At 63.2% G+C, this 24,287-nt stretch carries 21 protein-coding genes; 5 read left to right on the top strand and 16 right to left on the bottom strand.

Annotation, left to right across the window (positions count from 1 at the left end):
* Positions 1-36: 36 nt before the first annotated feature.
* The 4 genes from EPO61_03290 to EPO61_03275 form a co-directional block, all read right to left on the bottom strand.
* Positions 37-2,478, bottom strand: a complete 2,442-nt coding sequence (locus EPO61_03290; GenBank protein ID TAJ10171.1) for a response regulator — start codon at positions 2,476-2,478, stop codon at positions 37-39.
* An 8-nt stretch (positions 2,479-2,486) separates the two neighbouring features.
* Positions 2,487-2,945, bottom strand: coding sequence for a response regulator (locus EPO61_03285; GenBank protein TAJ10170.1), 459 nt, complete (start codon positions 2,943-2,945; stop codon positions 2,487-2,489).
* Complete coding sequence (locus EPO61_03280; GenBank protein ID TAJ10169.1) at positions 2,905-5,046, bottom strand: PAS domain S-box protein; 2,142 nt, start codon at positions 5,044-5,046, stop codon at positions 2,905-2,907. The genes EPO61_03285 and EPO61_03280 overlap by 41 nt, the downstream gene beginning before the upstream one ends.
* A 321-nt stretch (positions 5,047-5,367) precedes the next feature.
* Positions 5,368-7,482 (bottom strand): GAF domain-containing protein, encoded by a 2,115-nt coding sequence (locus EPO61_03275; GenBank protein ID TAJ10168.1) that lies wholly within the window; start codon positions 7,480-7,482, stop codon positions 5,368-5,370.
* 91 nt (positions 7,483-7,573) lie between these two features.
* Between EPO61_03275 and EPO61_03270 the strand changes: the two genes are divergently transcribed.
* Positions 7,574-10,810 carry a hypothetical protein gene (locus EPO61_03270; GenBank protein ID TAJ10167.1) on the top strand — a complete coding sequence of 1,079 codons (3,237 nt, stop codon included), beginning with the start codon at positions 7,574-7,576 and terminating at the stop codon, positions 10,808-10,810.
* Positions 10,811-10,815: 5 nt separating this feature from the next.
* On the opposite strand, the gene EPO61_03265 is transcribed toward EPO61_03270, so the two are convergent.
* From EPO61_03265 to EPO61_03250, 4 genes are all read right to left on the bottom strand, one after another.
* Positions 10,816-11,589: a DUF1828 domain-containing protein gene (locus tag EPO61_03265; GenBank protein ID TAJ10166.1), complete on the bottom strand. Its 774-nt coding sequence runs from the start codon at positions 11,587-11,589 to the stop codon at positions 10,816-10,818.
* A gap of 565 nt (positions 11,590-12,154) precedes the next feature.
* Positions 12,155-13,066 (bottom strand): NAD(P)-dependent oxidoreductase, encoded by a 912-nt coding sequence (locus tag EPO61_03260; protein ID TAJ10165.1) that lies wholly within the window; start codon positions 13,064-13,066, stop codon positions 12,155-12,157.
* A 41-nt stretch (positions 13,067-13,107) separates the two neighbouring features.
* Complete coding sequence (locus EPO61_03255; protein TAJ10164.1) at positions 13,108-13,569, bottom strand: hypothetical protein; 462 nt, start codon at positions 13,567-13,569, stop codon at positions 13,108-13,110.
* Positions 13,570-13,645: 76 nt separating this feature from the next.
* Entirely contained in the window at positions 13,646-14,074 is a 429-nt protein-coding gene (locus tag EPO61_03250; protein TAJ10163.1) for a response regulator, read from the bottom strand.
* Between the two features lie 192 nt (positions 14,075-14,266).
* Here EPO61_03250 and EPO61_03245 point away from each other — a divergent pair, with 192 nt between their 5' ends.
* Entirely contained in the window at positions 14,267-14,740 is a 474-nt protein-coding gene (locus EPO61_03245) for a hypothetical protein (protein ID TAJ10162.1), read from the top strand.
* A gap of 45 nt (positions 14,741-14,785) precedes the next feature.
* Entirely contained in the window at positions 14,786-16,156 is a 1,371-nt protein-coding gene (locus tag EPO61_03240; protein TAJ10161.1) for a M20/M25/M40 family metallo-hydrolase, read from the top strand.
* Positions 16,157-16,203: 47 nt separating this feature from the next.
* On the opposite strand, the gene EPO61_03235 is transcribed toward EPO61_03240, so the two are convergent.
* The 7 genes from EPO61_03235 to EPO61_03205 all read right to left on the bottom strand — a co-directional run bounded on the left by EPO61_03235 (position 16,204) and on the right by EPO61_03205 (position 21,775).
* Entirely contained in the window at positions 16,204-17,898 is a 1,695-nt protein-coding gene (locus EPO61_03235) for a hypothetical protein (GenBank protein ID TAJ10160.1), read from the bottom strand.
* 87 nt (positions 17,899-17,985) lie between these two features.
* On the bottom strand, positions 17,986-18,393 hold the full coding sequence (locus tag EPO61_03230) for a cytochrome c (GenBank protein ID TAJ10159.1): 408 nt from the start codon (positions 18,391-18,393) through the stop codon (positions 17,986-17,988).
* 7 nt (positions 18,394-18,400) lie between these two features.
* Positions 18,401-18,874 carry a cupredoxin domain-containing protein gene (locus EPO61_03225; GenBank protein TAJ10158.1) on the bottom strand — a complete coding sequence of 158 codons (474 nt, stop codon included), beginning with the start codon at positions 18,872-18,874 and terminating at the stop codon, positions 18,401-18,403.
* A 114-nt stretch (positions 18,875-18,988) separates the two neighbouring features.
* The gene (locus EPO61_03220; GenBank protein ID TAJ10157.1) at positions 18,989-19,285 is read right to left on the bottom strand and encodes a zf-HC2 domain-containing protein; all 297 of its coding nucleotides are present in this window, start codon (positions 19,283-19,285) and stop codon (positions 18,989-18,991) included.
* Positions 19,282-20,172, bottom strand: a complete 891-nt coding sequence (locus EPO61_03215; protein TAJ10156.1) for a sigma-70 family RNA polymerase sigma factor — start codon at positions 20,170-20,172, stop codon at positions 19,282-19,284. The genes EPO61_03220 and EPO61_03215 overlap by 4 nt, the downstream gene beginning before the upstream one ends.
* Before the next feature lie 358 nt (positions 20,173-20,530).
* Positions 20,531-21,115: a hypothetical protein gene (locus tag EPO61_03210; protein ID TAJ10155.1), complete on the bottom strand. Its 585-nt coding sequence runs from the start codon at positions 21,113-21,115 to the stop codon at positions 20,531-20,533.
* 30 nt (positions 21,116-21,145) lie between these two features.
* Positions 21,146-21,775 carry a hemerythrin domain-containing protein gene (locus tag EPO61_03205; protein ID TAJ10154.1) on the bottom strand — a complete coding sequence of 210 codons (630 nt, stop codon included), beginning with the start codon at positions 21,773-21,775 and terminating at the stop codon, positions 21,146-21,148.
* A gap of 140 nt (positions 21,776-21,915) precedes the next feature.
* Between EPO61_03205 and EPO61_03200 the strand changes: the two genes are divergently transcribed.
* Together EPO61_03200 and EPO61_03195 are read left to right on the top strand one after the other, a co-directional pair.
* Positions 21,916-22,917 (top strand): zinc-binding alcohol dehydrogenase family protein, encoded by a 1,002-nt coding sequence (locus EPO61_03200; protein TAJ10153.1) that lies wholly within the window; start codon positions 21,916-21,918, stop codon positions 22,915-22,917.
* A 13-nt stretch (positions 22,918-22,930) separates the two neighbouring features.
* Complete coding sequence (locus EPO61_03195) at positions 22,931-23,584, top strand: phosphoribosyltransferase (GenBank protein TAJ10152.1); 654 nt, start codon at positions 22,931-22,933, stop codon at positions 23,582-23,584.
* A gap of 35 nt (positions 23,585-23,619) precedes the next feature.
* On the opposite strand, the gene EPO61_03190 is transcribed toward EPO61_03195, so the two are convergent.
* A partial coding sequence (locus tag EPO61_03190; protein TAJ10151.1) for a c-type cytochrome occupies positions 23,620-24,287 on the bottom strand: 668 nt, incomplete at its 5' end.

Raw genomic sequence — 24,287 nt, 5'->3', positions numbered from 1 at the left:
GAAGCAAACAAGGGCGGGCATGTCCGGCCGCGCCGGTCAGGATTTCGGGTGTGGCGTGGCTAATACCTCGCGTACCTTGCGCAACAGGACGTCGGGAGTAAAGGGCTTGTGCAGAAACGCAATCGCTGGATCGAGGACGCCATGGTGAACGATGGTATCGTCCGTATAGCCAGACAGGTAGAGCACTTTCGTTTCCGGCCGGCAAGGAGTCAGGCGATCGGCCACCTCGCGTCCGCTCATGTCCGGCATCACCACGTCCGTGACGACCAGGTGGATCGGGTCTTTGTGTTGCTCGCAGAGGAGCAGTGCGTGATGGCCGTCTTTCGCCTCCAGCACGCGATACCCCTGTCCCCGCAGGACCTGGCAGGTGAACGTTCGGACCGAATCGTCGTCTTCGACCACCAGCAAGGTTTCCGATCCGCCCAGCGCCTCGACCTGCGTCCGGGCCCGTTCGTCGCGTTCCACCGAGTCCCTGGCCAGGGGGAAATAGAGGGTAAACGTCGTGCCGCGTCCCGGCTCGCTGGACACCAGCACGTGGCCGCCGCTCTGCTTGACGATGCCGAACACCATGGGCAGCCCCAGTCCCGTCCCCTTGCCCGGCTGCTTCGTCGTGAAGAAGGGCTCGAAGATGCGCGCCTGCACCTCCGGCGTCATGCCGGTTCCTGTGTCGCTCACGGCCAGCGTCACGTAGGAGCCAGCCGGCACGGAAATCTGCTTGCGGACGGCCCCCTCCTCCAATTCGATGTTGGCGGTTTGGATGGATATCCTCCCGCCCTTGGGCATGGCATCGCGGGCGTTGACCACCAGGTTCATGAGCACCTGGTCGATCTGTCCGGAATCGACTTTGACCGTGCCCAGGTCCGCCGCGAACGTGGTGGTCAGTTGGATGTCTTCACTGATCAGGCGCCGCAGCATGGGCTCGATATTGCGGACCAGCTGGCTCAATTCCACGACTTTGAGCTGCAGAATCTGCTTGCGGCTGAAGGCGAGCAGTTGGCTGGTCAAGGCGGCGGCCCGCTTGCCGGCCTTCTTGATCTGGTCGATGCTGCCGCGGTTGCGATCGTCCGGCGCGAGGCTCTCGAGCGTGAGATCGCTGTAGCCGTTGATCACGGTCAGAAGATTGTTGAAATCATGGGCGATGCCTCCGGCCAGGAGCCCGATCGCCTCCATCTTTTGCGCCTGACGGAGTTGTGCGGCGAGCAGCGTGCGCTCGCCGAATTGGCCGATCTGGGTGACGATGGCGTGGAGCATTTGCAGCAAGTCGCGGTCCGGCTCCCTGATTTCACGGCTGAAAAATTCGAGCACGCCGATGACTTTATCTCCGCTGACGATGGGGAACCCGCAAGCCGCATGGAGCCCTTCCTGCTTCGCGAACGGCGCCCGTGGAAAGTTGGAGTCGGCGATGACGTCGGGAATCCAAAGCGGCTGCGCTGTCGTCCAGACGCGACCGGGCATGCCTTCGCCCGGCGCGAACACCATCTGGCGGGTGTGCGCCTCGAATGTGGGGACCGAGGTCTGGGGGGCGCGCCAGAGTTCGACGAAACGGAGAACATTGGCCGCCTCATCCACGAACCACAGGGCGCCCAATTCCCACCCCAGGCTCTCGCAGATCGGCCGCAGGATATTCGGCACGGCCTCGGCGAGCGTCGGAGACTCGGCGAGGACGCTGGTCACCGCATATTGTGCCGTCCGACGGCGCTCGGCAATTTTTCGCTGGGTGATGTCTTTGACAATCGTGGCCAGGCCGGCGGGCGTTCCGTCGCTTCCGTTTACGGCAAACACCGTGACCTCAATGGGGACCCGCGTCCCATCCTTCCGGATGTATTCTTTTTCATATTCAGCCGGCTCCCCGGTCCTGACGACGGTATTGACGATGTCGGCTTCAGTCCGGCGGTACTCCATCGGGGTGAGCGCCTGGTGCGTCTTCACAAGGAGTTCTTCCTTCGAGTGGCCCGTCAGTTTCTCGAATGCCGCATTCACTTCTAAAAAGAGCCCGTCGAGCGTCGCGTATCCGATCGCGTCCTTGGACGAATTGAAGATGCCCGTGAACTGTTCCTGAACCTGCCGTAACTTCTCTTCCGCCCGCTTGCGCTCCTCCGACTCCCGGGCTTCGCTCAAGGCGCGGCGTATGGCGGGGACGAGGCGAGCGGGCCATTGTTTCAGGACGTAGTCGGTGGCTCCAGCCTTGAGGGACTCAATGGCAGCGGCTTCGCCGATGGTCCCCGAGAAAAAAATGTACGGCACATCGGGACACCTTCGCCGGGCGAGCAACAATGCAGACCGGCCATCGTAGGACGGCAGCGAGAAATCGGACAGGATCAGGTCGAAGTCTCCCCGCTCGAGCGCGGCCGCGAAATCGGCCCGGTTTTCGACGACGGCGAGGTCACAGGCAAGGCCATCCGTTTCGAGCAGACCCTTGACGAGGTCCGCGTCGTTCGGATTGTCTTCGAGATGAAGGATGCGCAATCGCTCAGCCATCGAGCACCTCACTTCGTCTTGTGCACGCTCCCCACCGGCGGCTCGTTGACGAGAGCCCAGAAGGCGCCCAGTTCCTTGACGGCGTCAATGAACTCCTGGAAGCCGACCGGCTTGACGACGTAGGCATTCACGCCCAATTTGTAGCTTTTGACCAGGTCCTGCTCCTCGCGCGACGAGGTGAGCATCACCACGGGAATCGTTTTCAGATGCTCGTCGCCCTTGATCATCCGCAGGACCTCCAACCCGTCCACCTTGGGCATCTTGAGGTCCAGCATGACCACGGCGGGATGGTGACCGCTCCGCAGAGCGTATTTCCCCCTGCGGTACAGGTAGTCGAGCGCTTCCGCGCCGTCGCTCACGACCACCACTTCATTGGCCAGATGGTGTTCCTCCAGCGCCGCCAGGGTCAGCTCCACGTCTTTGGGATTATCTTCCGCCAGCAGAATCCGCTTGAGTTCGGACGTCATGGTTCCCCTCCCTGCGAGTCGGCAATGCAAAGTAGAATGTCGCGCCGCCGCCCACCGCCCCTTCGGCCCACACACGGCCTCCATGCCGATGGATGATGCGCTGGACGTTGGCCAATCCGATGCCGGTGCCTTCGAATTCGTGTGCGCTGTGCAGTCGTTGGAATACGCCGAAGAGCTTGTGCGTGTACTGCGGGTCGAACCCCACCCCGTTGTCGCGGACAAAGACCACGACGTCATCATGCGCGCCGGGCTCGCCGCTCCGGTTGCCGATTTCGATCCGGGCCTCCTCGCGCGTACGGGTGTATTTCACGGCGTTGCCGACTAGATTGGCGAAGACTTGGCGCAGCATGGAGGGGTCTCCCGGCACCTCGGGCAGGGGGGCGATCAGCCAGGCGATCCGCCTCCCTGCCGTGTCCTGCCGCAACGACTGCCGAACATCCTCGACCAGCCGGTTGAGGTTGACGGTCGTCTCGCTCAACACGGTCCGTCCGATCCGTGAAAAGGCCAGGAGGTCGTCGATCAGGCACCCCATCTGCTTCGCCGACTCCGAAATCGTCTTCAGGTACCGCCGGCCTTTCTCGTCCAGCCCGGCGGCCTGTTTGCCCAGCAGTTCCGAAAAACCGTCGATGTGGCGCAGCGGGGCGCGCAGGTCATGCGAGACGGAGTACGAGAAGGCTTCCAGTTCCTTGTTGGCGGCTGCGAGCTGTTCGGTGCGGGTCCGGATTTCTTCCTCCGTCCGCTTCTGCCCGGTGATGTCCTTGAAATGGATGGCGACGTGCCTGTCCCGCGGCTCTCCGACGCGGAACGCGTACACGTCATACCAGCGGTGCAGTTGTGCCGCCTGGTTTTCAAAGCGTGCGGGTTCGCCCGTCAGGGCTATCTTGCCGTAAATGTCGAACCAGTGATCTTCGTGCAGAGGGGCAATCTCGCGCATTCTTCTGCCACACGCGTTGTGAATCCCCGTCAGTTTCTCGAACGACGGATTGACCTCCAGAAAGCGGTAATCGACCGGCTTCTCGTTTCCGTCGAACAGCACTTCGATGGTACACACGCCTACGTCAATGGAATCGAACAACGTACGGTATTTTTCTTCCGACTTGCGCAACACTTCCTCCGCCCGATTGCGTTCGGTAATGTCGCGCGCGGTGGCGTACATGGTCCCGTCCGGCTGGGGGGCGGACTTCCACGAGAGCGTGCGCCATGAGCCGTCCTTGTGCCGGTAACGATTTTCGAACCGGAGGACCATTTCTCCGGAGACGACCTGCCTCTCGACTTCGCGAATCGTGGCCGGGCGATCGTCGGGATGCACGAGGTCCAGGAACGGCCGGGTCAGCATTTCCTCGGTGCTCCAGCCCAAGATTTGCGTGAACGCGGGGCTGACGCGTTTGAAATAGCCGTCTGACTTGGCAATGCACAGCATGTCAAGCGACAACGTGAAGAAGCGGTCCCGCTCTTCCTCGGCCCGTTTGCGGGCATCCAGCTCCGCTCGCAGTCGGTTATTGACCTCTTGAATCTGCTGCGCCCTGCCGAAAATCTCCGCTTCCATTTCAGCCGCGCGCGTCCGCAGCGCTTCCGCGATCCGGTTCTGTTCGTTCCCGGACTGCTTCAGGCGGATGAAGTCCGTGACGTCTTCGACGCGATGGATGATGTAGGCGACCGCTCCATCCACCCCCACGACCGGAGAATTGACCGGACTCCAGAAGCGCTCTTCAAAACCACCGCCCTCTGATTCGGGCTTTCGAATATCGTATTTCTGCACGGCCATCGCGTCGGGCGCTCGATGTTGCAGGACTCGCTCGAGAGATGCGCGCAAATTCGCGACGCCCGTCGCAGTCGGATCGTCGGGGTTGTCCGGAAAGACCTCGAAAATGTGCCGTCCCAGAATCTCTTCGCGCTTCGTCATGGTGGCCCGCAAATAGGCATCGCTGACCGCCGTAATGATCAAGGCGGGCGTCAGGACGAGGTAGAGTCCCGGTGCGGACTCGAACAGGGCCCGAAAGTCCGGGGCCGGAGAGATCGTCATAGCGTGCGCCATGGCCGGCTTCTCATGTGGTAGGGAACTCCTTACAGACAGGCATCCGCGCGTCGCGGTGGAATACATTGATGATCATCGCTGTTCCGTGGGCAAGCGACTGCCTGCGCCGCATCGGTCTGACGAACATGCGAAAGAGAGGAGACGAGAGGGTGGGAGCGGAACTCGTCCGAGAGATATTCAGTCCGAGAAAGTAGTTAGGGAACTTCATGAAGTACCCCCAACTCCCCGTAGGATAAATCCTATACTTAGTAGCAATCTTACAATTTTGTGGCCAAACGCACAAGCAATCGTGGGAAAGCCAGCGGCCTTGTCGAATATCCGACAAGCCGATCAAGCCGATGAATCGGCCAATGCGTTGAAGTTATTGGGAAATGGAGAGGATGTTTGCTAAAGACGGGACAGCGGAGGTTTGTTGATGCTCAGCTTCTTCATGCGGTGTTGCAGCGTCGAGCGTTTCAAGCCCAGACGCGCGGCGGCGCCGTTGGAGCCGGCCACGACCCAGTTGGTCTGGGTCAGCGCGTCCAGGATGTGCGCCCGCTCCGCATCCGCCATGGTGCGTGGAGCTTCGGCGGTTTGCGTTGCCCCGTCCGGAGGTGCGGGCGCCACGCTCTCGAGTTCCTCGATCGTCAGGATGGGACCCTGGGCGAGGATGACGGCCCGCTCGATGACGTGCTCCAGCTCGCGGACGTTGCCGGGCCAGGCATAGGCCGTCAACGCCTGTAACGCCGGCGCGCCGAGCCGGGAGACGGCTTTACGGTGGCGCGCGCCGTACTTTTTGACGAAATGGCGCGCGAGCGTGGGAATGTCGTCGCGCCGCTCGCGCAGCGGCGGGATGCGGATCGGGAAGACGTTGAGCCGGTAATAGAGATCGGCCCGGAAGGTCCCGTCCTCCACCGCCTGTTCCAGGTCCGCGTTGGTTGCGGCGAGGACCCGGACGTTCAGCGTGATGGTCCTGGTGCCGCCGACCCGGTCCAGCTCCTGCGCTTCCAGGACCCGCAGCAACTTCGCCTGCAACTCGATCGGGATGTCGCCTACTTCATCCAGGAAAATCGTGCCCCCGTCGGCCAGCTCGAACCGGCCGATCTTGCGGGCGGTGGCGTTGGTGAACGCGCCTTTCTCGTGGCCGAAGAGTTCCGTCTCGATCAACGTGGGCGGCAGCGCCGCGCAATTGACCTTGATGAGCGGCTTGTGCTTGCGGGGCGAGAGCTGGTGGATCGCCTGGGCGACCAGCTCCTTACCGGTCCCGGTTTCGCCGGTGATCAGCACGGTGGAATCGGTGGGGGCCACTTTCTCGATGGCTTTGAGCGTCTTCTGCAGCACGGGGCTCTCGCCGACCAGCTCCTTGCGGTCCACCGAGGCGACGCGTTCCTCCTTGAGGTAGACGTTCTCCTGCTCGAGCCGGTCCTTGAGCCGGCTGATTTCCTCGTAGGCCAGGATGTTCGCAATGGCCTGGGACAGGTGATGGCCGACCTGCTCGGCCAGGGCCAGGTCCCGCTCCGAGAAGGCGTTCCTCCTGCCGCTGCCGATCGCGAGGAACCCGAAGGGCTGCCGCCGCACGGTCAGAGGGCAGAGCATCGCCGAGAGGACGCCGAGGGACTCGATATAATCCCGCTCCGGAAAACGCTCGTGGCCGTAACCGGTGATCAATACCGGTTTGCCCGTGGCCAGCATCTCCGCCGGAGCCATCCGTTCGAACGGGTACCGGCGCAGCTGCGCCAGATCCAGTTCGAGCCCATCGGTGTAGATCAGATCGAATCCCGGCGCATGGGCCTCTCCGGTGAATCGGACGAGGCCGCGCATCTCATGCGGGATCGCCCGCTGGAGAATGTCCGCGATCGCCGGCAACAAGCTTTCGGTTGTGACCGTGCCGACGACCACGCGGCTGTTGAGGGCCATCAGGACATCCCGCTCTTCGGTGGCCAGCACGTTCTGGAGCACGGGGGCGATCTGCAGCGCCAGCTCCTGGAGCAAGAGACGATCGGCTTCGGAAAAGGCGGCCCGGGCCTTGGCCCCTACGAACACGATGGCGATGGGGCGGCTGTCCGCATGCGCTCCTTGGCCGCGACGGACCAGCAACGGAGCCATGACGGCCGACCGGAACCCGGCCTTGGCGACGACCGTCGCCTCGGTCCAGCGGGAGTTCCGCACGTCCTCGCAGAGCAGCGCCGCGCCGGTCCGCACCACCGCCTCTTTCATGGTGCCGGCCGCCGGAAGCTGTCCGACCTGGTTCGTCAGATGCGCCGGATCGGCAAAGTTGGAGGAGGCGGGGGTGAACGAGTGGGCGGACCGGTTGTAGAGATAGAGCCCGGCCGCATCCCCATGGAGGCGGCGCGTCAGCTCCCTGCCCAACACCCGATCGAACTCCCTCAATCCGCCTGCGCCGATCAGCGCGCCGACGGTCTCTAGCAGGAATCCTGGCGCGTTGAGTTTCGATGTGCCCATATGTGGGCACTGTAGCATGGGCAGTCGGCCCCTGCAATGGGCGGGGATCGTTCGGGCCATCGCAGGCCCGTACTTGAAAGTCGCTCCCCGCCTCGTCAGAATACCCGCTCGGTCTGCGTCTCGACCCTCGGCGTCTCGGTAGGCTCAAGATATGACCAGGCAGGTGAGATCACAGGGGCCGGCGACGGCGATGGCTGTAGTAGCCTTGGCGCTCGGCTTCTTTCTTGCGCCGGCGCAGGCGGTCGAAGAGTCCAGCGAAGTCTTCGTCCCGCTGGGCCATGCCGGCGGAGTCCGCGCCGTGGCCTTTTCGCCGGACGGCACGTGGGCCCTCTCCGGCAGCGAAGACCAGACTCTCCGCCTTTGGGAAGTCGCCACGGGGCGGGAGATCCGCACCTTCGTCGGCCATACCGAAGCGATCACCTTCGCGGTCTTTTCGCCGGACGGCCGGCAGATCCTCTCCTCCAGTTACGACCGGACACTCAAATTGTGGGACGCGGCCACGGGGCGGGAGATCCGCACCTTCCGCGGCCATGCCGAAGGCGTGTGGGATGCGGCCTTCTCGCCGGACGGCAAGTGGGCCCTGTCCGGGAGCGCGGACCAGACGATGAAACTGTGGAACGTGGCCACGGGCGACGAAGTCCGCACCTTCACGGGTCACCAGCAGGCGGTGACCGATGTGGACTTCTCGCCGGACGGGACGCTCGCTGCGTCGGGGAGCGTGGACCAGACGATCAAGTTGTGGAAGGTCGAGACGGGCGAGGAAATGCGCACCTTCAAAGGGCATGCGCAGGGGATCACGGTGGTGGCCTTCTCGCCGGACGGCACGCGACTCGTCTCTTCCAGCGAGGACCAGACGCTGCGACTCTGGGACGTGGGGACCGGCCGGGTGCGGCGGACGTTCAACGGGCACGTGCAGGCGGTGATCGCGGTGGCCTTCTCGCCGGACGGCAAACAGGTCCTCTCGGCCAGCCAGGATCAAACGTTGAAACTCTGGGACGTGGCGACGGGCAAGGAGCGGCGGTCCTTTTTGGGCCATACGGAGTCCGTGGTGGCGGTGGTCTTCTCGCCGGACGGGACACTGGCCCTGTCCGGCAGCGAAGACCAGTCGGTGAAGCTCTGGGACGTGGGGACCGGCCGGGAAGTGCGGACGTTGAGCGGAAAAGTGCAAGAGGCGCGGGACGTGGACTTTTCGCCGGATGGGCGGTTTGCGCTTGTCGGCGGACGGGATCACACGGTCAAGCTGTGGGAGGTCGGGACCGGACGAGCCTTATGGACGTTCCGGGGCCACGGCCAATCCGTGACCGCCGTCGCGATTTCGCCCGACGGCAAGCTGGCCTTGTCGGGCAGCAATGACCGCCTGGTCAAGTTGTGGGATATGGCGACGGGGCGGGAGATCCGGACCTTCAAGGGCCATACCTGGGGCGTGACCGACGTGACCTTCTCGCCCGATGGCAAGCGCATCGCGACCAGCAGCGGAGACCAGACGGTCAAGCTGTGGGACATGGAGACGGGCAAGGAGATCCAAACGCTCAGCGGACATTCCCAGGCGGTCTGGGACGTGGTGTTTTCCCCGGACGGCCGGTGGCTGGTGTCCGGCAGCGAGGACAACACGCTCAAGCTCTGGGATACGGTCACGTGGCGCAATGTCCGCACCTTCTCGGGGCATACCCAACCGGTGCGCGCCGTGGATTTTTCGCCGGACGGGAAGACGATTCTCTCGGGCAGCGTGGATCAGAGCATGAAGCTCTGGGATGTGGCCTCCGGCCGGGAGATTCAGACGTTCACCGGCCACGAAGAAGCGGTGTGGGACGTAGCCTTTTCCCCGGACGGCACGTTGGCGCTATCCGGGTCCGAGGACAAGACCCTCAAGCTCTGGGACGTGGCGACGGGGCGCGAGGTGCGGACGTTCTCCGGTCATACGGGCGTGGTCGTGGGGGTGGAGTTTTCGAGAGACGGGCGCACGGTCCTCTCGGGCAGCTTGGATGGCACGATGCGTTTGTGGGAGTCCGCAGCCGGCAGGGCGATCGCGATGATCGTCGGCTTCCGGGATGGAGAATGGATCATCACGACCCCGGAAGGCTATTACACGGCTTCCGAGCACGGGGATGAACACCTGCTCGTCCGCATCGGTTCGCGGGTGTACGGCATCGACCAGTTCCGGGCGACGCTCTACCGGCCCCCGGTCGTCGAGGCGGCCGTCCGTCTGGGAAGCAGCGCTCAAGCGATTGCCCAATACCTGGGGACGCAGACGGCCGTGTCGACCGTTGCGGCTTTACAGGAGTTGGAGCCGCCGGCCGTGGCCGTCTCTGCGCCGGCGAACGGGGCGACGCTGGAGACGCTCACCCCGATGCTGACCGTACAGGTCGAAGGTCGGCGGCAACCGATCCGCAAAGTGCAGGTCTACGTCAACGGGGAGCGGCAAGTCTGGCCGGAGGAGCGGGCGTTACTCACGACCGGCGGGACGATCAAGACCGGCGCCCATCCGCTGCCGGCCAGCCGGCCGGCGTTGGATGTGAAGATTCCCGTGCGCTTGGAGCCGGGGGACAATTTCGTGGAGGTGGTGGTGTCCAACGGCTATGCGGAACAACGTAGGACCATGCGGCTGACGGTCTTGCCGCCCCAGCCTCAGTCGGTCGAACGGCGCAAGCCCGACTTGTGGGTCCTGGCGCTCGGGGTCAATGCCTATGACGACAGCAAGATTCCGCCCTTGCCCTATACGGGGCAGGATGCCGAGGCGCTCGTGCAAGCCTTCACGAAGCAGCGCGGAAAAATCTTCCACGACGTGCATGCCTTCGTACTCGCCGAAACAGGAGCGGCTCAGCCGACGGGCGAGAACATCAGGCTGGGCCTGTCCAGACTTGAGCAGGCCAAACCCGGCGACATTGTACTGCTCTTTCTGGCCGGCCACGGCGCGGAGGACAGGCAGGGGGAGTTTCTGTTCCTGCCCAAAGACGCACGACTGGTGGCCGGCGGGGTAGACGGCGCGATTTCCTGGCGCGAGTTCCAGTCCTTGCTGGCCCTGCCGGCCAGGAAACTGATTTTTGCCGACACCTGTTATTGGGAGAGCATCGGGGAGCAGAAGGCGCGGGGCGTGGACAACGAGCAATTATCCAAGGACCTGCAGGAGTTCAACGCCGTCTCCTACACCTCCTGCCGCGGGACCGAGCGGGCGGTGGAGCAGGAAGCCTTGAGCAACGGCGCGCTGACCAAGGTGCTGATCCACGGACTGAGGGGCAAGGCGGACCTGAACCGCGATCGGGTCGTGACGCTGGAGGAATTGGACGCCTACGTGACCGAAGCCGTCCCGCTCCTCACGAACGGCGCCCAGTATCCGGTCACCCACACCCCCGAAGGCTACCAGCACGTGCCGATTGCGCTGGTGGAGTAGGGACGCTACCGTGCACCGTTTAGGATCGGCGCAATTTCTTCTCGTCGCGACCAAAGCAACGGTTCAACTTCATATGCGCGGAGGGCGGCTAGGTGTTCCTCGTTTGGAATCCGAGCGGCATCGTTAATCATTGCGAGCGCCCCTAAATGATCGAGGCGATTCAAGCGAGCATCGCCTACCATGAAAGCTAGAGAAGTGGCGTTGTCCTTGGTCAGATTGGTGATGGTTTGTAAGACGCGTTGCGGCTTTTGGGGCGTCTTCGGAAGGCCAAAGTCGAACTTATGGTCAAATCCGCTTTTACCGCTGAGTTTGAAATCAGAGAATGCTGGAATGTGGTGGGATTCAAGAAATAAGGCCACATCTTCTTTAAACAGGGAAAGAACGTGCTCTTCCGCCATAACAAACATATCGTTGACTGTCAGGATAGCTTGCAGGAGGTTGTGTTTTTTTTGAGGAAAATCCTCAGTTGATGAATCAACGCAGATTTCATCTCCGTCGATTCTGACGCCGAAGCCATTTAGTGCAGCAGCCAGATGAGCTTTGCGTTTAGCAGTCGTAAACTCCATGTCACTTGCGCGAAGGTCTCTGATCGTGTACCCGTCGTCAGTCAGCCTCAATGTCCCATTTTTCTTTTCCACGAAGATGTCAATAGCATCATTATGACGATCCAAAAATGGTGTAGATATCTGGCAGGAACCCTCATGCTCGGTGAGCGTCAGCTCCTGTTTGAGCCAGTGGAGATACTCGTCAATCAAGCGTTGGCAGGCGGCCTTGTTCATTACAGTGATGTCTGGATGGAGGGCCACTGTGCAACTGCACAGTAGCGCAAAAAATGTTCGAGGACTGGAATGCCATCAGTTGTACTCCCAGCAGCCCAATCTGGCGCATCTTGCAGTTCGTAAGCGATTCGATCTTCAAAGCCCTCTCGATACAAATGAATATGGGTCCCGCTCAGCCACTGTCCAGGCTTATATGGCGATCCTTGTGGATTTCGATGACGCCTTCCATTTAATTCAAGCCTAGCAAGGATGATTACGTTCCTCGCTCGCGTTTGATACTTGAGCCGAATCCGGTTTCGATTGCCCCGCTCTATGGTTAAGAGAAATTCTTCTCGTCTATCAGTGGATCGAAGAACACGCTCATTATCCATTGGTTCGATGAGGGTAAATTCGATTGGTGCCTGGTCAATGAAAACCTTGGGCAGGTGCAGTAGCCTATCCGCCTCAGCTTGCGTCAAGGACATCATGCCCTCACTCTAGAAGACTTCCATGTGACGTCACCAAGGTACAGGCGGGAAGACATCCGGTTTATAGCATGTGCGAGGAAGTCCGTCAAAGTCAGGTATTATTTCTTGGACGTAGCATGGAATTTGATATTGGATAGTGTTTCCAGCGCCAGCAGGAGCGCCTGCGTGCCCTGCTTCCCCTGTCCCTGGGCCTGGACTGCCAGATAGAGCTGGTGGACCAGCGCCAGGCCCGGCAGGACCAGGCCCGTCCGGGCCGCCTCGTCCAGCGCCATCCCCATGTCTTTCACGAAATGGTCCACGAGAAAGCCGGGCGCAAAGTCCCGCTGCAGCATCCGCGGCGCCAGGACGTCCCATGAACGGCAGGCTGCCGCGCCGCTTGCGATGGATTGCAACAGCGTCGGCAAGTCCAGCCCCGCTTTATAGCCATAGAGCAGGCCCTCGCAGACTCCGATCATCGTCCCGGCGATCACGATCTGGTTGCTCAGCTTGGCATGCTGGCCCGCGCCCGGTTCCCCTTGATGGACGATCGTCTTCCCCATGAGCTCCAGCAGCGGCCTGACCCGGTCCGCCACCGCTTTGTCCCCGCCGACCATGATCGAGAGGGTCGCGTCGCGCGCGCCGACATCGCCTCCCGAGACCGGCGCATCCAGCGCCTGCGCGCCCTTGGCCCTGGCGGCCGCATGGATGTCTTGCGCCAGGCTTGGCGACGACGTTGTCATGTCCACGAGCGTCACGCCGGGCCGGAGGCCGGCCAGCAGACCGGCCTCCCCCCAATAGACCTGGCGCACGTCCTGCGGGACCCCCACCATCGTGAACACGACGTCGGATTGCTCGACGACTTGTCTCGGCGAGACGGCCCAGACCGCCCCCCGATCGAGGAGCGGCGCGGCCCTGGCGAGCGTGCGGTTGTACAGGCGGACATTATATCCGCGTGTCAGCAGGTGTCCGCACATGGGAGCGCCCATGATCCCGGTCCCGATCCATCCGATGGTTGTCCCGCTGTTCGTCATGTCGCGCCTCTTCGATGCTCCTATGTGCGGCCGGTCTTGATTTACGGTTGGAGGAAGGTGATCTCGGAGGCCACGGCGTGGAGTTCGTCCGGGTTGGCCCCAGGGATCGGCTTGCGGTCGATCCCGTAGAACGATCCGAGGCGACCCGGCGCATGGATCTGCGCGCGGATGCGTACCCGGTCGCCGGTCGCGGCGGGGGCCGTCCTGATCGTCGGGACCCCGCAGATGCCCAGCACGGCAATGGGCAGGGAGCCGGTCTCGTCTTCCAACGTCAACAGGTAGGCTCCATAACAACCGGCTCCGGACGCCAGGTAGTAGGGCTCCAAGGCTTGCACGTCCTTCAATGTGCCCTGCACGACGACGTACTTCAGGTGGAAAGGCTCCGGCCCCTCCCGAATCGCGCCGATTGTCACCGATTCCTCGGCGAAGGCAGGCATGGCAAGCACGCAACAGAGTAGGGACAGGCCCAGGAATGTTCCGGTGGCAAGCATGGCCGGCTTCATCGTTGTCCAGCAGACCATAGGCTTCATGGCAGCGTCAAGCACAGCCGGCTCACAAGGCAGAGCAGCGGTGGGAAGGCTAGGCCGGCGGGCCTTGCGTGGAAGGGCCGAGAAGGTCGCGCATTTTCTGCGCGAGGGCTTCCGGACTAAAGGGCTTCTGGATGAAGGGTTGTAGCGGCTGGCCTTCCAACTGGGAAAGGACATCCTCGCTAAATTGGGCGGACATGTAGAGGACCGGAAGATGCGGGCGGAGGGCCAGGGCTCGCGGCGCGAGTTCCGGTCCCGTCATGTCGAGCATCTGGATATCGGTCAGCAGCAGGTGGATCGGCCCCTCGTGCTGGGCGCAGAGATGGAGGGCTTCCGTGCCCCCGGATGCTTCCAAGACCCGGTACCCATATCGCCGGAGGATGTAGCCCACGTACTGCCGCACGGCCTCATCGTCGTCCACGAGGAGGACGGTCTCCGAATCGGCGGCCGATCCGTGGGGCACATCCGGCATCCGTGGCATTGAAACCCCGCTGAAATGAGGCTAGACTCCTCGCATACACAAGGCGGAGCGTGCCTGCTCGTGAAAACCGACACGCTCCGCCTTGGCACGAGCGTTCGCGCAGTGCGACGCCCGCAGTACGTTCGGGCTCGGCACCCCGGATATAAATAAGTTAAAGCTTATCTTTTGTCAAGCTGAATAAGCTAAAATAGCATGCGCTTGGATCCGCGAGAAATAGTCGAGCGTCTGATGGTGGCCCTGGGCCTCAAGACCCAGGCTCAACTGGCCGGCAGTCTGGAGATCCGGCCGCAATCCATCGTTTCCGCGATCAACCGGGGTGAGATTCCCGACGCCTGGCTCTACCGGGTGGCGTACCAGACGGGACGAAGCGTCGAGTGGCTGCGGACCGGCAAGGGGCCCGCCTGGCAGGGAGTCCATGTGGCGGAAGCGCCGGCACCGGCCTATGGCGGCGATAAGAGGCAGTCCGCGATGTCGCAGCAACTGAATGGGACCTGGGATAAACTGGATGCCGAGGAACAGGCGGCGGTCCTGCGGTGCGCCGAAATTTTTCGACAAGCCGACCGTGAAATCCGCGAACATCTGATCGCCCAGTTGAAATTGATCGACGAGATGGCTCAGGCGCGACGGGCCAAGCGGGCAGGGCCCGAGCGTCCGGGACGCACCTGACCGGCCTGCCTTCCGGCACATCAGCACTTTTGAAAGGTATCGGATATGACCGGACGCGACCGGAAAATGGCCCCCTACATTAAGGCCGTCAGGCCCGGCTTCGAGCACATGTTGGCCGAGATGGTGGAGCTGCCGTCCATCAGCATGGACCCGGCGCGCGCGGCGGACATACGCAAGACCGCCAGGCTGGCGGTCCAGTTGCTCAAAGACGCCGGCGCCGAGGCGCGTATCATCGAAACGAGCGGCTATCCGGTCGTCGAGGGCGGCTGGACGACGGGCAAGCACCATCCCACCGTCCTGGTCTACAACCATCTGGACGTACAGCCGGCGCAGGAGCCGGAATGGAAGCAGGCGCCGTTTGCCTTTCGCAAGGACCAGGGTCTGTACCGTGGGCGCGGCGCGACCGACGACAAGGGCCCGGCGCTGACGGCGCTGCTGGCGGCGCGCTATGTGATCGAGCAGGGTACGCCGATCAATATCCGGTTCCTCTGGGAGTTGGAGGAAGAGATCGGCAGCCCGCATTTCGCCGAGGCGCTGAAACAGCGCACGCTCGTCCACAAACCGGACTCGGTGCTGGTGTCGGATACGATCTGGATCGCCAAGGGCCGGCCGGCCATGCCCTACGGCCTGCGCGGGGCGCTGGGAGTCCGGCTGTCGCTCAAGACCGGCAAGTCCGACGCCCATTCCGGCGTGACCGGCGGGGCGGCCAGGAATCCTCTCACGGAACTCTGCAAGCTGGTCAACGATTGCGTGGATGCGCAGAGCGGCCGCGTGAAGATTCCGGGGTTCTATGCCGACGTGGTGCCGCCCACGAAGAAGGAAATCGACAACTTTCTCGCCTCGGGATTCCGAGTCGAGCGGTTCAAGAAGGCCTACGGATTCCGGTCCCTGCGGACTCAGGACCCGGCCGACGTGCTGCGGCGTATCTGGGCGGCGCCCACGTTCGAAGTCCACGGACTGGTGGGAGGCTACGTCGGCCCCGGCGTCAAGATGATCGTCCCCGGCTATGCGGAACTCAAGGTCAGCATGCGTCTGGTGCCGAATCAGAAACCGGAGAAGATATGCCGCCTCTTCACGCGCTTTCTCGCCGAGCGGAATCCCGATGTGCGCGTCGAGGTGGAGGGGATGCTGCAGCCGTTCAAGGGGTCGTTCAGCGGGCCCTACGCGGAGGCGGCCGGCCGCGCGATGAAAACCGGGTTCGGCAAGGCACCGGCGTTGATCAAGGAAGGGGGCTCGATCGGCGCGGTCACGACCATGCAGCGGGCCTGGCACGTGCCGATCATCTTCATGGGGCTCAGCCTGCCGGAGCACGGCTACCATGCGCCCAACGAATACTTCGATTGGGGGCAGGCGTCCGGCGGGATGCAGGCGTTGGCGGCCTATTTTGAGGCACTGGCGGCGATGGGGAAACGATGAACGATGAATGCAGATGCTGAACGGAGAATTCCGTCACTCAGCCATCATCATTTATCCTTTTGCGTTTCCGAAGTCAGCAACGGCTTGAACAGCGGGTCCGCCTCGAGCACGCCCTTCAACGTATCGTTTCCCAGCAGGTAGCGCCAGGACGCGTCGGACGCGCCGTCCAACTCCAGGTACCAGCGTTTCGCCTCGGTCAAGAGGTCCAGCATGGCCTGGTTGTCCCGCTGCGGCATGAAGGCCAGGCTGTAGGCCATGGTGTAGGCGGAGGCGAACTTGTCCAGCGGGCGGTCGGTGAACTTGTAGGCCTCCTGGGCGTCCTGATAGGCCTGTGCGATGTTGGGGTCGTCGAAAATGCGGTTCCAGGACACCTTGGCGATCCGCGACCAGGCCAGCTCGATCAAGGCCCTGGTCCTGGGCGCGTACCGCTCCGCAGGAAGGGCCTTCACCAGGGCCTCGTGGGTGTTGATGGCGGCGAGCTGGTCGTTGTTCCACCGGTAGACGACGCCGAGCCGGAGCCGGTTTTCCAAATCCTCCGGCCGGACTTTCGCAAGCATCTCCATCGCGGGAATGATCCGGTAGAGATAATCCGCCGGCGTCGGTTGGGAGAGCCCCCCGATTTCCATGCTCAGCGAAATATCCATCCTGGTCGTCTGTGAATAGGTATCCCAATAGAACTCGTTGAACCGGGCCGCGAGGGCCGGGTCGGTGAGGGGGAATTTGTGCGCGGCGGCGGCGGCCATCAGGAGCGCCTGGTACAAATCATGGGTGAGCGCCGTCAGCGCGTCCGGTTGGCCTGGGTCCACGATCAGCACGCGGTTGAACATGGCCACGCGGTCGCGCAGATCCGGAAACAGAGCCGCGCGCGCGACCGCCGCGATGAGCGTGCCCGGCGCGTCGGCCGGGCCGAACCAGGTGGCCGAACGGTCGACGTAACGGCTCTGCTCCGTCACGAACGGAACCCGCGCCCCTTCCCGTTCCGACACGGGCAGGTTGGCGACGGCCACGTCCCCCGGAAACCCGGCTTTCTTCAAACCGGACAGCACGACCCACTGGACCGTCACGTCCTTGATGGCGGCGCGCGGCCTTTTCACCGTGTTCGTATATTTGTAGCTGCCCGGCGCATAGGCCACCGGCGCACTGAGTGGGTCCTTATAGGTCACGCGAAGTTTCACGAGCTGGGCCGGCGCCCCCAGGACGGGCCCGTCCTCGCGCAGGCGGAACGAGGCCGCAGGCATCGGCTGGCTCTCCACGACCTCCAGCTTCAGTCCTCCCCCGGGCGGCGACTGGCCCAGGACATCCATCACGAAGAACGAGGCGCCGTATTTTTCCAACGGTTCGCGGAAAAACACCAGGCCGTTCTTGCCCGGCCACATGGTATCCATGCCCTGTTCACGGAGGTCCACGGCGATCTGGTGCGCGTGCGCCAGCTGGTCCCAACAGGCGGCGTAGACCGGATCGGAAGCCGGGGGAAAGGCTTTTAACGGCGCGGCCCCGGCCGTGGCCATTTTGAACTGGCAGGCAAAATCCAACTGGCCGAACGTGCTTCGGTCGCCGGAGGAGAGGGCTTCGGCATAGCGCTGCGCGACCAGCGCGGCGGCCGATGGCTTGGCGGCCGGCCGGCCCTTTTTCTGGGCCGCCGCCGCCGGGACGACCGTTCCCGGAAGCATCCAGATCAATCCGATGGCGATGAGGCCGATGATCAGACGATCGCCTCTGTGCAGCCGACGCAGATGAAACATGCTCCGTGTCCTCCGTGCAGAATCCCCAAAAGATCGGGTACTGTATCACGCCGCCATGATTCGACGAAAGAGTGTCGTGTGGCGGAGTCAGGGTTGCCCGCTCGGCGGCGGAGGCGTCAGGGGTTTGGGGTGGAAACGGACCAGCGTGCGGATGTAGGCCAGCACGTCGCGGCGTTCCTGTTCGTTGAGCGCGTCTTTCCAGGCGGGCATGGCGGTGCGGGGCTTGCCGTTGTTGATGACGGCAAACAGCTCGGCGTCCGTTTTTACCGATGTCCCGGCCGAGATCAAGCTGGCCGGCCGAGGGGAGAGGAACGGCGCCTGCGGTCCGTCCCCCCGGCCCTGGAGGCCGTGGCAAGAGGCGCACCGTTCCTCGAAGATCGGCTTGCCCTGATCCGGGACGCCGGCCGGCGCCGGGGAGGGCGCGCTCTGGGCGACGGCGAGGGCCACAACACAGCTCCCGCCGACAAGGAACATCGTGAAACGCGGGTGGTTCATGGGTGTATCACTCCACGACGATCGTTGCCCGCATCTCGTGGCCGGGCATGTCGCAAAAAAACGGGTAAACGCCTGGCTGCTCCGGCACGAACCGGAACTCCGCCTGGCCCCCGGACGGAATGATCACGCGCTTGAAGCCGTCGGGCCCGAATTCCGGCGCGCCGTTGCCGCTGACATTGATGCTGAGCCCCGTGAACAGTCCGACGGGCACGAACGCATGCAGTTCCGCATCCTGATTGTGAAACACCAGCCTGGTTTTCCGTCCGACATGGAGCGTCACCGTACCCGGCTCGAAGGCCCTGGCTTTGATGATGACGGCGACCTGCTCTTCCGGACCGGTATCGGATGGGGCCAGGGTGGAGGCAGCCCAGAGCGACGAACCGACCCCTGCGCCGGTTGCCAACCACACCACCCATATTAGCCACACCCCTGCGATCGGCCATCGTGGGGTATTGTGGGTTTTGTGGATAGAAGGCCGCATCCTGCTCTCCCTGGCGTCCACTGTATTATACCCGCCGCCGATCGACGATATTGCGTCGACACTCTGTCGGAGACACGGATAAGAAAATGGATTCACGGGGAGATCGGCCGGTGCTCAACGTCCGGCGGCTTTGAGAATTTGACCGCGGAGTCGAAGCTTGGCCGCGGGGGAGAGGGGCGGCGGTTCGACGTGCCGGCAGAGGGTGATCGTCTGCCGTAGCGAGGCCAGAAAGACTTCGCAGTTCGGACAAGCGCCCAGATGTTTGCGAATCTCCCGGCAGACGTTACCGGCCAGTTCGTCGTCCAGATAGGCCGAGAGACCGCGGAGAATCTTCAGGCAGTCGGCCTTGGAATGGCCTCTGTGCCTGTGTGCCGGCCCGGGGCTCGCCGCGCGGCGCTGGGGCGTGCTCATGAATGGCCTCCGTCGAGCCCTTGGGCGCTCAATTCCTTCCGCACGAACAGCCTGGCCCGGTGCAGGCGGGATTTCACGGCCCGTTCGTTCAGCCCCATGACCGACCCCACCTCTTTGGCGCTCAACCCTTCCATGTCCCGCAACACGAGCACCAGACGGTACTTTTTCGGCAGCCGTTGGATGGCCTGGTCGAGCGCGCCCCGCAGCTCCTTGTTCTCCAGCGCCTCTTGTGGCGTCAACCCCTGCGCGGGGATCTGCAAGCGGAACTCGCCCTCCGAGGTCGGGATGAACTCATCGAGCGAGAGTTCCCGTTCCGGCTCGCCCTTCCGCTTGCGCCGCATGCGCAGACAGGCCCGCGAGGCGATGGTGTAGAGCCAGGTCGAAGGCTGCGCGTCCCCCCGGAACCGGTCGAGACCCCGGTAGGCGTTGAGGAACGTATCCTGGACCAGATCTTTGGCGTCCTCCGCCTGGCCGCACAGCCGTTGGGCAAACCGGAAGATCCGGTCCACATGGTCGCGGTAGAGTTGATCGAAGGCTGCGGTGAGTGGGCCGTCCGAGGAGGCTGCATCCGCTCCGTCCTGCCGGCGGGTCTTGCCGGCGCTTCCTGGTGCGCGAGTGGCCATAGAGTCAGGAGGGAGTGTAAGGGGGGTGCGGGAGGGAGTCAAGCGGCTCCGGTTACGAACCGCGTTCGGCCCCCGTTCGTCCGCCGGCATGGCAACGAAAGCAGTCGGCAAACCGTCCTGGCCCGTGCGCGCCCTTGCCTTTTGCGACCAGGCCGCGCACCGCATCATTGTCCAGGAGGCCGTACTTGGGCCCTTGCTTCTTTCCGCTCGCGTGACAGTCCCGGCAGGACTGCGTGCCGGTGACCCGGAAGATGAACTCGCCATGGGGGTTGAGGGGTTCGGTGGTAATCCGAGCCTCGGCGCCCCGGTGTTCCGTGTGACAGGTCAGACAGAGAGCCCGGTCGCGGACCGTGTGCCGATGAAATGACCGGGATGGTGAGTCAGGCGGGGCGGTAAAGGTCGCCTCGGAGTGGCAGGCAAGACAGTTGGCCGTCGTGGCCCCGTGAAAGGGTTCGTGGCACCGGGTACAGGACATCCGGCCCGCATGGTAGACGCTGAGATCGCCCGGCGCCCAGAAGGATTCCGGATCACGGGCCGAGGCCCATCCCAATCCGATAACCAGCACCAACGTTGCGGTCAACAGCACCGGGTACACCGAAGAGGGCGACGGCAACGTCATGGGTCAAAACCCTCCGTAATAGAGCGCCCCGCCGATGTGCAACATCGCAAGGACCACGAATGTCACGGTAAGGGGGCCGTGGATGACCTGCCACAGGCGGAAGGTCTCTTCCTGTTTCGCCAGGGCGTGCAGACGCGCCTCGACCTCCGGCTCGGGCAATCCTCGATGGAGCAGGAGGCGGCGCTGCTCGTTCATGGAGCGAAAGGCCAGGGCGTGCAACGCCTGCCCCACGATTCCGCTCAGCACCACGAACCCCATGGTGATCAGCGCCAGGACCGGGATGAGCGCGTGCAAGTGGGCGCCTGCGTGGAGGAGAATCAACAGGGGCCCCACGAGCCCGCCGACGATATGGACTTGGAACAAAGATTTGGGCCAACGCTGTCCTGGCCTGTGTCTTTTGCGGAACGGGTAGATCAGGACCAGGAGGATCAGCAGCAACCCAACCCATCCCAGGACATGGCCTGCCTGCGTGTGGCCGAAGGGACGGTCAGGGGACCGGCTCAACCACCATTCGGCAGCCAGGGCGCCCACGATCGCCAGAACCACAAGGGCGGCCACCAGTAGGGTGCGCTGTCCTAATGCGTTCACGCTGCATCCCCCCGGGCCGACCGACGGCGTTTAGCGGTCTGCACAACAGACCTTGTACCGTTCCTCCGGGATTTCGTTCATCGCGCGGAAGATCCCGGCTCGCTTCTCTTCGCTCAAGGTCTCGTCCAGCGCCGGGTACAGGATCAGTTCCTCTTTCCGGTTGTGGGACGAGAGGAGCGTCAGCAAGGCCTGCTCCTCCTCGTCGCTGTCCGGGTCCGCCGCCTGCACTTTCTTGTGCAGGGCTTCCAGGCAGTCGGCGATCTGCCGATGTTCCCGGCGCATGACCTGCGTGGGACCTCCCGTGGTGAGGCCGGTGGCCTCTTCCCAGGGTGGAAACAACAGGTCTTCCTCCCACACGATGTGCCGCTGCAAACCGAACTTGAAGTCGATGAAGCGGTCCTTGGCCTCGGCGTAATCGGACCGCTTCAAGGTTTGAAACCGAACCAACAGGTCATCGAGCCTGGCATGGTCCTGCTGGAAAAACGTTCGAATGCTGCAAGGCTTCACGAGGGCGCCCTCCTTGCCGATCAGATGTTGCGATGAAATCAGATAGGGATGAAAGCAAGGGCGGTGCCAGCGACAAGCGATTCGAAAAGATGCAGGTCGTTGATAAACCGGTCTCTTATCCCCTGCGAATGTGGGAGCCTCCTCCGGTCCGATGGCGACTTGCTACAGGGTGGAATCCCGGCCTGTTGCAAAACGCAACAGGCCGGGATTTTCGCCAGGACGCAGAAAAAGCTGCGTGCGACCGGAGGCGATTCCGATTAAGATGAGGCTCCATAAAGGAGGCGGGTTCGTTGATGCGTGCCATGGTCATGAACAGAGGCGGCGACGTGAACCTGAGCCTCTTGGAGCTTCGGGAACTGCCGACGCCGGAGCCGGGCCCAGGATTCGTGCGGGTGAAGGTGTCGGTCTGCGGTGTCTGCCGGACGGACATTCATATCGTCGAAGAGGAATTGCCGCCGGCCAAGCGGCCCATCGTGCCTGGCCATGAAGTCGTCGGCATCGTGGACCGGGTCGGCTCCGGCGTGCATGCGATCAAGGAAGGGGATCGAGTGGGGATTGCCTGGCTCCAGCAGACCTGCGGCCGGTGCGAGTTTTGCGCGAGAGGCCGGGAGAATCTCTGCGCCCGGGCCACCTTCACCGGTTACCACAAGGATGGGGGCTACGCCGAGTATGCGGTCGTTCCTGAAACCTTCGCCTATCCGATCCCGGCCCTGTTCACCGATGAGGAAGCGGCGCCGCTGCTCTGTGCCGGGATCATTGGCTATCGGGCGTTGCGGCTGAGCGGGGTCCGTCCGGGGCAACGGCTGGGCCTCTATGGATTCGGGGCTTCCGCCCACCTGACGATCCAGATCGCCAGGGAGTGGGGCTGTTCCGTCTACGTCTGCTCGCTGCGCGAAGAGCATCGCAAGCTGGCGCGGGACCTGGGCGCAGTCTGGGTCGGCGGTGCTGCCGAGGCCCCTCCAGACAAGCTCCACGGGGCGATTATCTTTGCCCCGGCTGGCGAGATCGTGCCCGTCGCCTTACGAGCCCTGGACCGGGGCGGGACGGTGGCCATCGCCGGTATTCACATGACCGACATCCCGCCGATCAACTACGACCGCGATCTGTTCGGCGAGCGGACGATCCGCAGCGTCACGGCCAATACGAAACAAGACGGGCTCGATCTCCTGCGGGAAGCCGCCGCTATTCCCATCAGGCCGCATACGCAACGGTTCCGGTTGGAGGAGGCGAACCAGGCGCTGCAACAATTGAAAGCCGGGACGATCCAAGGAGCCGCGGTCCTGACGATGGAGTGAAGGGGGCACGCCGATGTTGCGCGATCGTGACGAAGCGGGCCGCCTGCTGGCCGAGCGGTTGGGCGTCTACCGACGCGATCCGCAGGCGCTCGTCCTGGCCCTGCCGCGCGGCGGCGTGGTGGTGGGGGCTGCGATCAGTGCCGCCTTGCAGCTCCCGCTGGACGTCTTTCTCGTGCGCAAGCTGGGTGCGCCAGGCAATCCCGAGTATGCGCTGGGTGCCGTGACGGAGACGGGGACCGTCTATCTCAACCCAGAAGCTAGAGAGGTTCTCGTCAGATCGGCCGCCCCCGGCGATTATCTGGACCGGACCATCCAGGCGGAGCAGGAGGAGATTGTCCGGAGGCAGGTCCTCTATCGGAGCGGAAAGCCCTTGCCGGACCTGAGCGGACGCACCGTTCTGCTGGTGGATGACGGGATCGCGACGGGGGCCACGTTCTTGGCTTCGATCCAGGCGCTAAGGAGTGTGGGGGTGAAGCGATTGGTGGCGGCCATTCCGGTCGGGCCGCCGGAGACCTTGCGCGAAGTCGGCAAGCTGGTGGATGAGCTGGTCCGGTTGCTGGCACCGGAGCCCTTCTTCGCGGTGGGCACCCGCTACGAGAACTTCATACAAGTGGAAGATGCGCAGGTGCTGGCCTGCTTGCAACGAGCGGCCGGAGCCTCGTCTTGAGGCCCCGGCCCCTGTGCCCATTTAGTCCGCCACCGTCACTTCGGAAAAGACGTCGGCGCTTTGATGTGCTGCCAGCCCTCCCCGTTCAGCGTCCGGAGAAACGCCACGAGGTCGCGTTTTTCTTGGTCCGTCAGTTCGAGCGGAATGACCAATTCGTCTTGATGGGGGTTCTTGACCCCGCCCTGGTTGTAAAAATTCACCACTTCCTCGAGTGTCTTGAATCGTCCATCGTGCATATAAGGGGCGCTGCGGGAGATTTCCCGCAAGGTCGGCGTTTTGAACGCGCCGATGTCGGCTTGGTTGTTCGTCACCATGTACCGGCCGAGATCCACGGTGTTGGTGTCCCAGCCGATGCCGAGGTTGTGAAACTTCTCGTCGGTAAAGTTGAATCCGGAATGACACCGGGTGCACCGGGCTTTGGTGCGGAACAGCTCCAAACCCTTCTGGGCCTCCGGCGAAATGGCTTTCTCATCCCCGCCCAGGTCGAAGCGGTCGGCCGGACTGTTCCCGGACAGGATCGTCCGCTGGAAGCTGGCGATCGCCATCCCGACCCCCTCGGTCGTGACGTCCGTCCCGAAGACTGCCTTGAACAGTTTCCGGTAGCCGGGAATTTTCTTCATCTTGGCGACCATCTCGTCATGATTGGCAAAGCCATGCTCGACGGGGTTGACAAGCGGCCCGACCGACTGCTCCTCCAACGTGG

The sequence above is a fragment of the Nitrospirota bacterium genome, assembly GCA_004296885.1.
In the GTDB taxonomy this organism is placed as follows: Bacteria; Nitrospirota; Nitrospiria; order Nitrospirales; family Nitrospiraceae; genus SYGV01.
This window is presented reverse-complemented; position numbering and strand designations above follow the sequence as displayed.